The sequence below is a fragment of the Salicola sp. AFF1 genome (assembly GCF_056783195.1).
The window spans coordinates 63,600-77,065 of sequence record NZ_JBXAYL010000003.1; the positions used below are offsets into that span (position 1 = coordinate 63,600).

Consider the following 13,466-nt stretch of genomic DNA (forward strand, 5'->3'; position numbering starts at 1 on the left):
GAAGGCGGAGGACAACCGGTGACGGCACAGAGTCCGGACTGGTGGCATATTGAACGGGCCGCGGATTCGCTGGGCCGGGGGGGCGTCTGGGCCTATCCCACGGAGGCGGTCTGGGGGGTCGGCTGTGATCCATGGAACCTGGAAGCTGTGGAGCGCATTCTGGCGCTGAAGGGCCGGCCCTGGTCCAAGGGCCTGATCCTGGTCGCCGCCGATACAGACCAGCTGGATGAGCTGCTTACCGGGGCGCCGAAGGCGGTATTGAAGGCGGTGGATCATTACTGGCCGGGCGCGAACACCCTGTTGTTGCCGGATCCCGCGCAGCGAGTGCCGCAGTGCGTACGCGGGCGCCATCACCGGGTAGCGGTACGGATCCCTGACCACCCCCAGGTGCGGCGGCTGTGCCGGGCTTTTGGAGGGCCGCTGATCTCGACTTCGTGTAATCGGGCCGGGGGGCCGCCGCTGCGTTGGTCCTGGCAGGTCAGCCAGCACTTTGGCGCTGCCCTTGATGGCATCCTTCCCGGCGCCCTGGGCGGTGCCCGCCGCCCCAGCCGCATCATCGACCCCATGGATGGTACCCTTCTGCGTGACTGACAGCGCTTGCCCGCGAACCCTCAAGGAGTATCCATGAACAACACCCCTGATCCGGACGCCGTCTACCAGTACCTGATCGAACTGCAGGACCGGATTACCCACACCCTGGGCCAGCTGGATGGCAGCGCCGACTTTCAGGAAGAAACCTGGGAGCGTGAGGCGGGTGGGGGCGGCCGCAGCCGCGTGATTGAGGACGGTGACCTGTTTGAGAAGGGCGGCGTGAACTTCTCCCACGTCATGGGTGCTGAGCTGCCGCCCTCGGCCTCCGCCAGCCGCCCGGAGCTGGCGGGTGCCAGCTGGGAAGCCATGGGGGTATCGCTGGTGATCCATCCGCGGAATCCCTATGTGCCCACCTCCCACGCCAATGTGCGCTTTTTCATTGCCAGGCCCGACGACCGGGCTCCGGTATGGTGGTTTGGCGGCGGTTTTGATCTGACGCCCTATTACGGTTTCGTGGCAGACTGCCGCTATTGGCATGAAGCCGCCCGTGCCGCCTGCGCGCCCGCTGGCGACGAGACCTGGCATCGCTTCCGGCAGTGGTGTGACGACTATTTCCACCTCAAGCACCGCGCCGAGCAGCGCGGCATCGGGGGGCTCTTTTTCGATGACTACAATGAGCACTCTTTTGAGCACAGCTTTGAACTGATGCGTTCCATCGGGGACAGTTACCTGCCGGCCTATCTCCCCATTGTGGAAGCACGCCGCCACACCCCCTATGGGGACCGCGAGCGCCAGTTCCAGCTCTACCGCCGGGGGCGTTATGTGGAATTCAACCTGGTCTATGACCGGGGAACCCTGTTCGGGCTGCAATCCGGAGGGCGTACGGAATCCATCCTGATGTCGCTGCCACCACTGGTACGCTGGGATTACAACTGGCAGCCGGAGCCCGGCACGCCTGAGGCACGGCTGGGTGACTACTTCTTGCAACCGCGCAACTGGCTGGAGGAGACGGATGATTGAACAGGCCCGCTATGCCGTGGTCGGCAACCCCATCGAACACAGCCTGTCGCCCCGCATCCATGGGGCCTTTGCTGAGCAGACGGGGGATAACCTGGTCTATGAGCGGCTCTGGGCCCCCCTTGAAGGGTTTCACGACACCGTGGAGCGGTTTTTCGCTGAAGGCGGTTCGGGGCTGAATGTAACGGTACCGTTCAAGCAGCAGGCCTGGGAGATGGCCGGTCGTCACGAGCCGCGGGCCAGTCGCGCCGGTGCGGTGAACACGCTCTGGCGGGATGGGAATGCAACCCTGGTTGGCGACAATACCGATGGGGCCGGGCTCGTGCGTGACCTGAGCATCAACCATGGTGTGACCCTCGCTGGCGCCCGCATTCTGGTGCTGGGGGCCGGTGGCGCGGTGCGCGGGGTCCTGGAGCCGTTGCTTGGTGAATCGCCAGCCCAGGTGGTGATCGCCAACCGCACTCTGGCACGGGCCGAAGGGCTAGGGGATCTGTTTGGTGATACCGGCGCCGTGGCCGCCAGTACCTTCGAGGCCCTTAACGGGGCCTTCGATCTGGTGATCAATGGCACCAGCGCCAGCCTCCAGGGGGAGCTGCCGCCGTTGCCCGAGGGGCTTATAGTCCCGGCCACCGTGTGCTATGACATGATGTACAGTCAGCAGGAAACCGCCTTCAATGCCTGGGCCCGACAGCAGGGCGCCACATTGCGTCTGGATGGACTGGGCATGCTGGTGGAACAGGCCGCGGAGTCCTTCTACCAGTGGCGGGGCGTGCGCCCGGAAACACAGCCGGTCATCGCTCAACTGCGGGGGTGAAGGCCCGACCGCTGAATCTGGACTATGCTGGGAGCACGGAAGTGTCACCGGGAGCGTGCTCCCGCGACGTTTGGGCACGGAGTGAGGCGCCATGGATCTTCTGACATTACTCGGCCTGCTGGTTGGCATCACCACCATCGTCGCGGCGATTGCGACCAGTTCGGGCCTTGCGTCGTTTCTCAATATTCCTGGCTTCCTGATCGTGGTGGTGGGGACGCTGGCGGTGACGTTGATCAAGCATCGCCTGAGCTCCGTGTTCAGTGCCTTTCGCATGGCGTTTGGTGAAGCCTTCCGGGACCGCACCGAAGACCCTTTGGACCTGATTCTCCAGATCCGGGACCTGGCGGAGATTGTTCGCAAGAAGGGCATCCTTGGGCTGGAGGATTACGAACTCCGCTACCCGTTCCTGGCCAAGAGCGTTGAGCTGGCGGTGGACGGTCACCCGCCCGAGTTCATTGAAGAGGCCATGACCCATGAGTTCCAGCAGACCCTGGAACGCTACGAGAACGCCGAGAGAGTGTTCCGGGGCATTGGCGATTCCGCGCCGGCGCTGGGTATGATCGGAACCCTGGTGGGGCTGGTGCAGATGCTCAACCAGATGGAAGACCCATCCGGGATTGGTCCGGCCATGGCCGTGGCCCTGCTGACCACCTTCTACGGCGTGGTCATTGGCCAGGTGATCTTCCTGCCACTGGCGGACAAGCTCCAGCTCAAGATGCAGGACGAGCAGCGCAACATGACCCTGGTGCTGACCTCCATGCAGAACATCCTGCAGGGCCAGAATCCCCGGGTTATGCAGGATGTGCTGTCGGCGTACCTCTCACCCAGTGCGCGCCAGCGGCTTGAACAGGACCAGCAGGCCTGATGGAGGGCGTTGATGGCGATGCCTCCAAAGCGCCGGCGTAGAGGCGGGAACACCAGCAGCACCTCGCCGGGATGGATGACCACCCTGGCGGACATGTTCATGCTGCTGCTGACGTTTTTCATCCTGATGCTCTCGTTTTCGAGCATGGATACGGAAAAGTACCGGGCCATGGTCCAGTCACTGGTCCAGGCGTTCAATATGGCGCCGGGAGAGCTGCCGGAACCGCAGGGGCTCGCGGACGAGGAGGCCGATTCGCCCGCCATCAGTGAGGATGTCCCCATACCCATGGAGGGTGCTCCCGCCGCGCCGTCCGAAGGCGAGGCTATACTGCGTGATGAGCGCTCGGCGACCCCACCCCGCCCGGATGTCCATCCCGGTGTGGAGCAGCTGGCCAGCATGTTGATTTCGGAGATGGAGGAAGCGGTCAGCAAGGAAAAGATTGACGTGGGGTTTAATCGCCAGCGGGTTGTCATCCGGTTTAACGAGGAAGCGACCTTCCCAGTGGGCAGTGCTGAGCTGATCCCCGGCATCCGCCCGGTGGTGAACGATATTGTGGACATTGTGGCCCGTTGTGACGGCGAGGTGATCGTTACAGGCCACACGGACGACAGACCCATTGTCAGCGACCGTTACCGTTCCAACTGGGACCTGTCCGCCGCCAGGGCTGTGTCACTGGTCCACGAACTGGTGCTTAACCGGGCCATACCAGCGGAAAACGTGGTAGCGGCGGGGCGCGCTGAAACCAAGCCCATCGCGGACAACGACACGCCTGAAGGCCGGGAGCGTAACCGGCGAGTGGAGATCGAGATCTATGAGCCGGACTGTGATGTCGACGGCGATGGTGGTTGAAGCATTAGCGGCTTGAAGGGGCCATAAAAAAGGCGCCGGCCAGGGCCGGCGCCGGAGCACCATGGGGCGTCCTGCCCCGAGGGGTCAGTTGACTTCCACCTCGATGGCGCGGGGCTTGGCTTTCTCCTGCTTGGTCAGGGTCAGCTCAAGCACGCCATCGTGGTAGTTGGCCTTGATGTTCTCGTCGTCCACATTCTCCGGCAGTGTGAAGCTGCGGGAGAAATGGCCGTAGAATCGCTCCACGCGATGCCGACGCTCATCATCCTCGGCATTCTCAAAGCTGCGTTCACCCTGAATGGTGAGCACACCGTCCTGGACCGAAACCTTCACGTCCTCCTTGCGGATACCAGGCAGTTCCGCGGTGATGACAAAGGCATCCTTGTTTTCCGTAATGTCCACGGCCGGGGCCCAGTCGGTCTTCTGCAGGATCTCGCGGTTGCCGTTACTGGCCTGGGCCGGATTACGGTTAGCGAGTTGACGGTTGTACCGGTCGAGAATGTCTTCGAACTCGGCAAAGGGATTCCAGCGAGTCATGGCTGTCATCGTTATCACCTCCTCTCAACGAATCTGAAATCATTCGGGACAACAGCTTCGTCAGGGGAGCGTGGCTGACCGGCGCCGGACTATCAGTCCGCTTCCCTAACGCCCTATTACGGACGTGTGGACGCTGGCAGCGTTTTCAAGGGGCCTCTACAAGGAACTCGTTCTTGAGCTTGACGTAGTTGTTGGCGGTATAGGTGAAAAACGCCCGTTCCTCGTCAGTGATGGCTCGGCCCTGGCGTACGGGGCTGCCCCGGTACAGGTAGCCGGACTCCAGGGTCTTGCCTGGTGGCACCAGGGTGCCGGCGGCGATGATCACCTCATCCTCCACCACGGCGCCATCCATGATGATCGCGCCCATGCCCACCAGCACCCGGCTGCCGATGGTGCAACCGTGCAGCAGGGCCTTGTGCCCCACGGTGACGTCATCGCCCACGGTCAGCGGGAAGCCGTCGGGATTATAGGGGCCGGCGTGGGTGATGTGGCAGACGGAGCCATCCTGGATGCTGCAACGGTTGCCGATGCGGATACGGTGCATATCGCCACGGATGGCGGTCATGGGCCAGACTGAACAGTCATCGCCCAGGGTTACGTCGCCGATGACGGTGGCCGTTGGGTCAACCCACACACGGTCACCGAGCTGGGGATGATACGCCTTATGGCTGCGGATCCGGGTCACAGTGGTACCTCCATCTGAACTTCGGGTGGTTTGCGGAAGTATGTCATTATGATTGGCTCAAGGTCACACGCAGGAGACGTTCCATGAACAACCCTCTGCTGGCGCAGGACCAGCTGCCCAAGTTCGATGCCATTGATATCGAGCATATGGAACCGGCCATCGACCGGATTCTGAAGGAGAACCGGGCACAGTTGGCGGAGCTGGCCAACCAGCAGGCGCCAACCTGGGCCAGCCTGGCTCAGCCGATGCAGGCGTTGGATGATCGCCTTAACAACGCCTGGGCCGTGATCGCCCATCTCAACAGCGTGATCAATGATGACGCGATCCGCGAGGTGCATAAGCGCTGTCTGCAGAAGATCACCGAATACAGTTCTGAGATCAGTCAGAACGAAGCGCTGTGCGAGGCCTATAAGCGCCTGGCGGCCAGCGATGAATTCACACGGCTCAATGAGGACCAGCAGGAAGCAATCCGCCAGACCCTGCGTGATTTCCGGCTGGGTGGCGTGGATCTGCCACAACAGCAAAAAGCGCGTTTTGCAACGCTCTCCCAGGAACTGGCGGATCTGGAGAGCCGCTTTGGCGACAACGTGCTGGATGCCACCCAGAACTGGTACCGCCATGTAACCGACGAATCCGAGCTTGCCGGGCTGCCACAGACAGCGCTGGACAGCGCCCGCCAGGCGGCACAGCAGCGTGGACTCGAGGGCTGGGTGATCACGCTGGACTTTCCCTCCTTCTACCCGGTGCTGACCTACTGTGACAACCGGGCGCTGCGCCGCGAGGTCTACGAGGCCTTTACGACCCGCGCTTCCGACCAGGGCCCGGACGCCGGGCGCTGGGACAACAGCCCTCTGATCGATGAGATCCTCAAGCGCCGCCACGAGCAGGCCCAGCTCCTGGGTTACGACCATTACGCCCAGCTGAGCCTGGCCACCAAAATGGCCGCGAGCGAGGACGAAGTGCTGGGCTTCCTGAACCGGCTCGCCGAGCGCGCCAAGCCCGTGGCCGAGCGCGAGCTGGCGCAGCTGCGCGCCTTCGCGCGGGAACAGGGTGGGCCGGAACCGCTGGAAGCCTGGGACCTGGGGTATTACGGCGAAAAGCTGCGCCAGGCCCGGTTCAGCATTTCAGAGGAAGAGGTGCGTCCGTGGTTCCCCGTCAACCGGGTGATCAATGGGCTGTTCCGCATTGTCGAGAAGCTGTTCAATGTGCGCATTGTGGCGGATGAGAGTATCCCCGCATGGCATGACGACGTCGCCGCCTACCGCATGGAACGCGGCGGCCAGCCCCTGGCCTTCTTCTATCTGGATCTCTATGCGCGTCAGGGCAAGCGTGGCGGCGCCTGGATGGCGGATTGCCGCATCCGCTGGCGCCATGATGACGGCAGCGTCCAGTTGCCGGTGGCCTTCCTGACCTGCAATTTCACACCGCCGGTGGGGGACCAGCCCGCGCTGCTGACCCACGATGAGGTGGTGACGCTGTTCCACGAATTCGGCCATGGCCTGCATCACATGCTGACACAGGTGGACGTGGCGGATGTTTCCGGCATCAACGGCGTGGCCTGGGACGCTGTGGAGCTGCCCAGCCAGTTCCTGGAGAACTGGTGCTGGGATCGAGAATCGCTGGCGCTGATCGCTGGCCATTATGAAACCGGCGAGCCGTTGCCCGATCACATGCTTGAGCGGATGCTGGCGGCGCGCAACTTCCAGAGTGGCATGCAGATGGTGCGCCAGCTGGAGTTCTCGCTGTTCGATTTCCGCCTGCACAGCGAGTACGACCCGGCCAACCCGGTGGATCCGCTGGCGCTGCTGACGGAAGTCCGCAATCAGGTCGCCGTGGTGCATCCGCCGTCGTTCAACCGTTTCCCCCAGTCGTTCGCGCATATCTTCGCCGGACCCTATGCTGCGGGCTATTACAGCTACAAGTGGGCCGAAGTGCTGGCGGCGGATGCCTTCTCGCTGTTCGAGGAGCGAGGGATCTTTGATCCTGAAGCCGGCAGGGCCTTCCGTGAGAACATCCTCGAAAAAGGCGGCTCGCGTGCGCCCGCGGAGCTCTATCGAGCCTTCCGGGGGCGTGAGCCCAGCGAAGAACCGCTGCTGCGTCAGTCGGGTATTGTGCAACCGGACAGTGCGGCTTGAGCCGCGGGAGATCCAGAGTGAAGAAGCGCTTCATCGCCGGGGCTGTCTGCCCCCGCTGTAGTGCCATGGACCGGATTGTGATGTTTACGACGGATGAGGGGACGTTTCGCGAATGCGTCGATTGCGGCTTCGAGGACCGCCAGCCGGAGGCGGCGGACATGACCCCGGCCTCGGAGGCGCTCAAGACCCGGGTAGAGCCCTCGGAATCCGACCCGCCCAGAAAGGATGATACCCCCCAGCCGGTACGGATCCTGCCCTCGGGCTCGGGGGATCCTCACTGATCATGGGCCGGACAGAAGGTGTGCCGGGTTTTCTTACGCTGCTCTCCTTATGAGTGGACTCGGCAACGGCCCGGCCTGGTGAGTGGATGATCGGCTGCGCCTCGACGGAGACGACAGGCTCTGGACGTGCAGACTTTTTCGCATCAGCAGACGCGCCAGGGCCCGGCACAGGGCTCGAGCACAAGCGCCACGAGCGTGTTTTGAGCCGCGACACGCCCTGGGTGAAGTTGGCTTTGCAGCGCCATTGGCGGTGCTGGTTCTGGCGCTCGATGCGCGGCTGCTGCGAGTGCTGCTTCAGCATGGCGAGGTTTTTCAGCAGCAGTTGGGCGTGAAAGTCCTGAAGCACGGCCGTGACCGAGCGCCCAAGGATGGGCGATTCAAGCGAAAGAGCAGCTCCGACCCGGATCCGCCGGGGCTGATGAATAAAACGGGATGAATTGTGGGTCAATTTTATTGGCCAAAGGTGGGTCAGAATAAATGGCCATTTACAAATACCTAAGCAAATCGTTCTTTATTTATCGAATCACACCGCTCTTGACGGGCGAGAAAGGCCTGCTTATGATCTTTCATGGTGGGTAAGCGCCCAACTTTCTCCAATCTCAATAAGGACGATTGAGCCATGACGCTGATAAGGACATTGCGATGCCAGACCTCAAGATAACGCCCCAGGAACGCCTTTACCTTCAGAACGCGAAATCCAACCCCGAAAACCGCCAGGAAAATCTGGAGCGGTTCTGGCGAAGCCGGGTGGCCAAAAGGGACCCTATTGCCCGGATCGGGTATGCCCTGTGGTGCGACAATCCGCATAAAGTGAGAAGCGTGATCGCCTACGGCGATAAAGAGTACTGGAATCACCGTGGTTACCGGTACTGGACCTTTATGGCCGATTCCACGATCGTGAATCTCAGACTTGGCTTGAAAGAAGCCGGGTTTGAAGGCGATGAGCGGAAGAAAATTGAAGAGATCGGCGTTCAGATTGCGAGACAGCACAGCAGAAAGGTGAATGTTGATCACTTGACCAATACTGGAAAACATCCCGGTCGTTTAAGTCTGAAACAATTGGCACAGTACCATCATGGTGTTTTTGAAGACGAAGGCATCCCTGGTCAATATTATGGCGGAACCTGGTTCAAGCTGATTCCTAATGAGTGGGAATTCAAACTCTATGGCTGGATGTACTGTCACGACTGTGATCCGGAACCGTGAGCACCCCTATAGCGAAGGAGCTGGAGAAACGGATGTCCACTACCAAAATCCTTACTACGCCTTTACTGGCTGTTCTACTAGTAGGGGTAGCATGGGTCATCAAGGTCACTGCCGGGATTGGCAGCGTGTACACACTCGAGGACACTGACATCTGTATCCCAGAGGCCTATGCGGTTCCGTTACCCTCTGTTCCTCCTTCGGATGCCCATCTCTATGATGAGTCAGAAGGCTACGATGTTAGTGCGTCAATAGACCGTGAGGAAGTGGGTATAAACATAAAGGGCTACAAAGAAAAGGTTATGGATGGTGATGACGTCCGGTCTCAGGGGCTCTATTTATCGCTGTATCCTGTCTCTGAAAAGTCGCTGGAAGTTGATAGTCCGGAATCCTTCGTCAGGATGAAAGCTTCCCCGGATCTGTTTATTCAGGACCAGCCCCCCCTACCTCTCGAGCCGCTGAAAGTCCTAGAAAAGGACGGCGCAACATACAAGAAATGGGGAGTCTGCACTCGAATGTCGTTGGAGGACAGACCCGTAAGGTTTGAATGCGACAGGCTCTACCTGAGGACCGGTCCTCTACGTGTTGACTACGAGATCGACGAGGAGAACCTTCATCTTCACGAGGAAATCGACGAATTTATCGAAAAAAAGCTGAATCAGTGGCGGTGCGACTAATCCTAGTGTTCTGTCTGGGTAATTCGTGAGCTCACTATGTTATAACAAATCGTCCTTTTCACCCAGCGAGGTATAGCATAGTGGTTCGGCAACCTACACCTTTTGAACTCCCAATGCCATCAACTTAAGCAAAACCACCCCCACCAGCAAGCTATATCCGCGCTCAGCGTACCCGGTGTGACAACGGCCAGGCACGGCGAAGTCGTGGACTCGCGACTATAATGGGCAATGACCGAGCGCCCGCTGAAATTTTCCAGCTTCAGGGTCTGTTTTAGCCGCCGATAGTCGGTATCGGGCAGCGAGGTTGCCAGCACTTCCACTTCGCCGCTCGTCAGCGTCACCCGGATCAACCGCATGGCGACGACGGTGTCCGGGTCCACACCGGATTGTTCACAGACCTTTCGTGACAACCAATTGGTGCAGCTGAACTGGTGTGTTGCCTCGGACTCGCCGGAGGCGACAAAGTCGTTCACCTGTTGGTTGTAGCCGGTGCTCAGGCGCATCAGAAAATGCTGGTTGCGCCGGCGCAGATCGCCAAACAGCCAATGGGCCGGATAGCCGCGGTCAAAAACGATCAGGCTGTTGTCCGGGGCGTGGTCAAGATGCAGCGCAGCGCATCCGCGCTCATCCACGTCCGTGGGCACCAGCAGCCCGTGCAGGGTCTGGTTGTCGCATAGATCGTACAGTGTCGAAAGACGCGCCACGGGCAAGCCACTGTGGCTGCCAAAATGTTGGGCCTGGTGTGATTCCAGTGGCAGGTGAACCATCGAGCCCTGCCAGCGTCGGCGCAGCCGCTGTTGCTCAAGCTGGCGCTGGAGCACGTCATTCAGAGCCACCAGCGCTGAGGGATTCAGCTTGTTCCGGGCCTTGCTGAACGCCTGCGCGGTGTAAGCGTTCATTCTAAGACACCCTGCCACTCCAGCGAATAGCGCCCTACAGTAGCCTCAAATTCTCCAATATGAGGTTACTCCCATGAGCAAGCGCCGCACTCCTGAACAATGGCAGGCCCTGGTTGATCAGCAGCGCGACAGCGGCCTGTCCGCCATGCAGTTCTGTAAGCAACAGGGCATCGGTTATGCCAGCTTCTGCAATTGGCGTAAACGCCTGTGTGATGTGCCGGTTGGCGAGTCCGCCGGTTCCGCTGAGGCGGGTTTTGTGGATCTGTCTTCATTGATGGGCGCATCGTCATCTTCCGGATCGGGCTGGAATATTGTGCTGAGCCTGGGCAATGGCGTTGAACTGCGGCTGAGCCAGAACGGATGATCGGGCTCGATAGCCAGGCCCGGATCTGGCTGTGCACCGAGCCCACCGATATGCGCAAGTCCTTCCGGGGGCTGAGCGCGTTGGTGCGCAATCAGCTCAATCACGATCCACTGAGCGGCCAGTACTTTGTCTTCATCAACCGGCGAAAGACCCAGATGAAGATGCTTTACTTCAGTCGCACCGGCTATTGCCTGTGGGCCAAGCGCCTGGAGCGGGGCCAGTTCCAGGTGCGTCCATCAGCGTCTGGCCAGCGGGCCTTGACCCTGGCGGATCTGCAGCTGCTGATCGATGGCATCGAGGTGGAAAAAGTTCGTCGATTCAAGCGCTTTGGAGCAGCGTAAGCGGCTGGAGTCCGGTATAATGGCGCCCATGAAATCAACCGCTTGCACCCCTGAATCCAACGCACCGTCTCACTCGGCCCTGGCCGAGGAGAACGCGCTGCTGCGCGATCAGGTTCAGGGGATGCAACGCCAGCTGGACTGGTTCAAGAAGCAGCTTTTCGGTCCCAAGTCCGAGAAGCAGGTCTACGACATCCCCGAGCAGAGCCGGCTGTTCGACTCGGATGAGGCGCCTCAGCCGGAGAAGCGGCCCGAGGATGACAAGCGAACGGTTAGGGCCTATCAGAGGGGCACCGGCAAGAAGCAGCGCGACGATGACTGCCTCAACGACACCGGGCTGCGCTTTAGCGCCGATGTGCCGGTGGAAGTCGTTGAGCACCTGCCACCGGAACTGACCGGCCCGGACGCCGACCAGTACGACGTCATCGGCACTAAGACCACTTATCGGCTGGCCCAGCGAGCGGCCAGCTATGTGGTGCTCAAGTGCGAACGCCCGGTGTTCCGTCGCAAAGGCACCGAGAAGCCGGTGACCGCCCCGGCGCTGTCTAATGTACTCGACAACAGCCTGGCCGATGTCAGCCTGTTGGCCGGGCTGCTGGTGGACAAGTTCCAGTTCCACCTGCCGCTGTATCGCCAGCACCAGCGCATTCAGCAGGCCGGGGTCACCGTCAGCCGCAGCACGCTGACCAACCTGGTCAAGCGGGCCATCGATCTGCTGCGCCCCATCGTCGATGCCCAGACCGACAACGTACTGCGCAGTCGGGTGCTGGCCATGGACGAGACGCCGATTAAAGCCGGCCACCGGGGCCGGGCCGGCTCCAAGCCAGGCAAAATGAAAGCCGGCTGGTTCTGGCCATTGTACGGCGATGACGATGAGGTGGTGTTCACCTACTCGAACAGCCGGGGGCGTGGCCACATCGAACGGGTGCTGAGCGAGCAGTTCACCGGCACGCTGATCAGCGACGGCTACGCCGCCTACGCCCGCTATGCCGCGGCACAGGAAGGCGTCACCCATGCCCAGTGCTGGGTGCATGCCCGGCGTTACTTCATTGAGGCCCAGAACGAGTACCCGGCGCAGGCCAGCGAGGCGCTACAGCAGATCGCCCAGCTGTATCACCACGAAGACACGATCCGCGCTCAGAAGCTCAATGGCGAGAAAAAACGCCAGTATCGGTTGTCACACTCCAAACCCGTGGTCCACGAGTTCTTCCAGTGGTGCCGAGCTCAACTGGAGCGCGGCGGCTTGTTGCCCAGTGAGGCGCTGACCAAAGCCCTGAACTACGTCATCAGGCGCGAAGCGAGCCTCACCGTGTTCCTGGAAGATCCAGACGTACAACCGGACACCAATCACCTGGAGCGGGCCCTGCGCCCCATTCCCATGGGCAAGAAGAACTGGATGTTCTGTTGGACGGAACTCGGCGCCGAGCACCTGGGCCTCATCCAGAGCCTGATCAGCACCTGCAAACTGCACGACATCAATCCATACACCTATCTGGTGGACGTGCTGCAGCGCATCAGCCAGCATCCGGCCCGAGAGGCGGCGAAACTGACGCCGCGGCTGTGGAAGACGCACTACGCTGACCAGCCGCTACGCTCGCTGATCGACTCACGCCACCCGCACAGACAACCGGAGCCTGTCGCCGATGCGCATTGATGAGATGACCCTCGATCAGTTGCTGGAGCTCAACGAGGCTATCTGCCAGCGTATCGATGAACTCAAAGAGCAGGAAAACTTGCAGGCGCTGAGCCAGATGCGCGTCGGGCTCAAGGTGACCTTCGAGACTCGCGAGGGACCGGCGTTTGGCATCGTCACCAAGATCAACCGCAAGAGCGTGATCGTGCTCGCCGAAGACGGCACCAAACAGTACAAGGTCTCGCCGGAATTACTGAAGCCGCTTAATGAGGTGAAGTGATCAGCTTGCCTGGGATGCGTCTACCACGTCTTGGAATGAACGCTTACTGCGCGGTGACGCTCTGGCTTTCGAGCGGCGATTGGTGAAGCGTTTGAAATAACTGATCCAGCTCGGTCTGAAGGGTGCTGTTGGGCTGGTTGAGCAGGAAAAGAATCAGGTTGCGGAAACTCAGGCAGCGTTTTCGCGTGAAATCGGTCGCTTTATGCCGAGGGGTAGCAATAAAGTCAGAGCAATCAAGCAGGCTGGTTACTTTTTGTACGATTTGTAAGCAAGGATTGGGGGCTGATGTCAACCGCTGGGTCGTGTTGTTGGCTCAAAACCGTGTCTCCCGTTCCGGTTAGTGAGCCTTAATTATATGATA

General features: G+C 60.6%; 15 protein-coding genes and 3 pseudogenes. 13 read left to right on the forward strand and 5 right to left on the reverse strand.

Going from position 1 to position 13,466, the window contains the following annotated elements; translation table 11 throughout:
• Positions 1-18 precede the first annotated feature (18 nt).
• The 5 genes from AC1RQI_RS02885 to AC1RQI_RS02905 all read left to right on the forward strand — a co-directional run bounded on the left by AC1RQI_RS02885 (position 19) and on the right by AC1RQI_RS02905 (position 4,076).
• On the forward strand, positions 19-591 hold the full coding sequence (locus tag AC1RQI_RS02885) for an L-threonylcarbamoyladenylate synthase (protein ID WP_481903579.1): 573 nt from the start codon (positions 19-21) through the stop codon (positions 589-591).
• A 33-nt stretch (positions 592-624) separates the two neighbouring features.
• Entirely contained in the window at positions 625-1,551 is a 927-nt protein-coding gene (hemF, locus tag AC1RQI_RS02890) for an oxygen-dependent coproporphyrinogen oxidase (protein WP_481903580.1), read from the forward strand.
• Positions 1,544-2,362 (forward strand): shikimate dehydrogenase, encoded by an 819-nt coding sequence (aroE, locus tag AC1RQI_RS02895; protein WP_481903581.1) that lies wholly within the window; start codon positions 1,544-1,546, stop codon positions 2,360-2,362. Before hemF ends, aroE begins: the two co-directional genes overlap by 8 nt.
• Before the next feature lie 91 nt (positions 2,363-2,453).
• Entirely contained in the window at positions 2,454-3,227 is a 774-nt protein-coding gene (locus AC1RQI_RS02900) for a motility protein A (protein ID WP_481903582.1), read from the forward strand.
• Positions 3,228-3,239: 12 nt separating this feature from the next.
• The gene (locus AC1RQI_RS02905; RefSeq protein ID WP_416632950.1) at positions 3,240-4,076 is read left to right on the forward strand and encodes a flagellar motor protein MotB; all 837 of its coding nucleotides are present in this window, start codon (positions 3,240-3,242) and stop codon (positions 4,074-4,076) included.
• Between the two features lie 84 nt (positions 4,077-4,160).
• Here AC1RQI_RS02905 and AC1RQI_RS02910 read toward each other — a convergent pair whose 3' ends face one another.
• Both AC1RQI_RS02910 and AC1RQI_RS02915 read right to left on the reverse strand, forming a co-directional pair.
• A complete protein-coding gene (locus AC1RQI_RS02910; RefSeq protein ID WP_481903583.1) occupies positions 4,161-4,619 on the reverse strand; it encodes an Hsp20/alpha crystallin family protein in 459 nt (152 codons plus the stop codon).
• 136 nt (positions 4,620-4,755) lie between these two features.
• Complete coding sequence (locus AC1RQI_RS02915; RefSeq protein WP_416632948.1) at positions 4,756-5,295, reverse strand: gamma carbonic anhydrase family protein; 540 nt, start codon at positions 5,293-5,295, stop codon at positions 4,756-4,758.
• 83 nt (positions 5,296-5,378) lie between these two features.
• On the opposite strand from AC1RQI_RS02915, the gene AC1RQI_RS02920 reads away from it, so the two are divergent.
• Both AC1RQI_RS02920 and AC1RQI_RS02925 read left to right on the forward strand, forming a co-directional pair.
• The gene (locus AC1RQI_RS02920; protein ID WP_416632947.1) at positions 5,379-7,430 is read left to right on the forward strand and encodes a M3 family metallopeptidase; all 2,052 of its coding nucleotides are present in this window, start codon (positions 5,379-5,381) and stop codon (positions 7,428-7,430) included.
• A gap of 17 nt (positions 7,431-7,447) precedes the next feature.
• Positions 7,448-7,711 carry a YheV family putative zinc ribbon protein gene (locus tag AC1RQI_RS02925; RefSeq protein ID WP_416632946.1) on the forward strand — a complete coding sequence of 88 codons (264 nt, stop codon included), beginning with the start codon at positions 7,448-7,450 and terminating at the stop codon, positions 7,709-7,711.
• 143 nt (positions 7,712-7,854) lie between these two features.
• Here the strand turns inward: AC1RQI_RS02925 and AC1RQI_RS02930 are convergent.
• Positions 7,855-8,075, reverse strand: a pseudogene (locus tag AC1RQI_RS02930) (IS4 family transposase); the annotation flags it as partial.
• 278 nt (positions 8,076-8,353) lie between these two features.
• Here AC1RQI_RS02930 and AC1RQI_RS02935 point away from each other — a divergent pair.
• Positions 8,354-8,917, forward strand: coding sequence for a hypothetical protein (locus AC1RQI_RS02935; protein ID WP_481903584.1), 564 nt, complete (start codon positions 8,354-8,356; stop codon positions 8,915-8,917).
• Positions 8,918-8,949: 32 nt separating this feature from the next.
• Entirely contained in the window at positions 8,950-9,591 is a 642-nt protein-coding gene (locus AC1RQI_RS02940) for a hypothetical protein (RefSeq protein WP_481903585.1), read from the forward strand.
• Positions 9,592-9,815: 224 nt separating this feature from the next.
• Here AC1RQI_RS02940 and AC1RQI_RS02945 read toward each other — a convergent pair.
• Positions 9,816-10,496 (reverse strand): annotated as a pseudogene (locus AC1RQI_RS02945) (transposase); the annotation flags it as partial.
• Between the two features lie 67 nt (positions 10,497-10,563).
• Here AC1RQI_RS02945 and tnpA point away from each other — a divergent pair.
• The 4 genes from tnpA to AC1RQI_RS02965 are packed head-to-tail and all read left to right on the forward strand — an operon-like array spanning position 10,564 to position 13,105.
• Complete coding sequence (gene tnpA / locus AC1RQI_RS02950; RefSeq protein ID WP_481903586.1) at positions 10,564-10,854, forward strand: IS66 family insertion sequence element accessory protein TnpA; 291 nt, start codon at positions 10,564-10,566, stop codon at positions 10,852-10,854.
• A complete protein-coding gene (tnpB, locus tag AC1RQI_RS02955) occupies positions 10,851-11,195 on the forward strand; it encodes an IS66 family insertion sequence element accessory protein TnpB (protein ID WP_481903587.1) in 345 nt (114 codons plus the stop codon). The genes tnpA and tnpB overlap by 4 nt, the downstream gene beginning before the upstream one ends.
• Positions 11,196-11,223: 28 nt before the next feature.
• Positions 11,224-12,846 (forward strand): IS66 family transposase, encoded by a 1,623-nt coding sequence (tnpC, locus tag AC1RQI_RS02960; protein WP_481903588.1) that lies wholly within the window; start codon positions 11,224-11,226, stop codon positions 12,844-12,846.
• Complete coding sequence (locus AC1RQI_RS02965) at positions 12,836-13,105, forward strand: hypothetical protein (RefSeq protein ID WP_481903589.1); 270 nt, start codon at positions 12,836-12,838, stop codon at positions 13,103-13,105. The genes tnpC and AC1RQI_RS02965 overlap by 11 nt, the downstream gene beginning before the upstream one ends.
• Positions 13,106-13,151: 46 nt before the next feature.
• Here the strand turns inward: AC1RQI_RS02965 and AC1RQI_RS02970 are convergent.
• A pseudogene (locus tag AC1RQI_RS02970) lies at positions 13,152-13,397 on the reverse strand (IS4 family transposase); the annotation flags it as partial.
• Positions 13,398-13,466 lie beyond the last annotated feature (69 nt).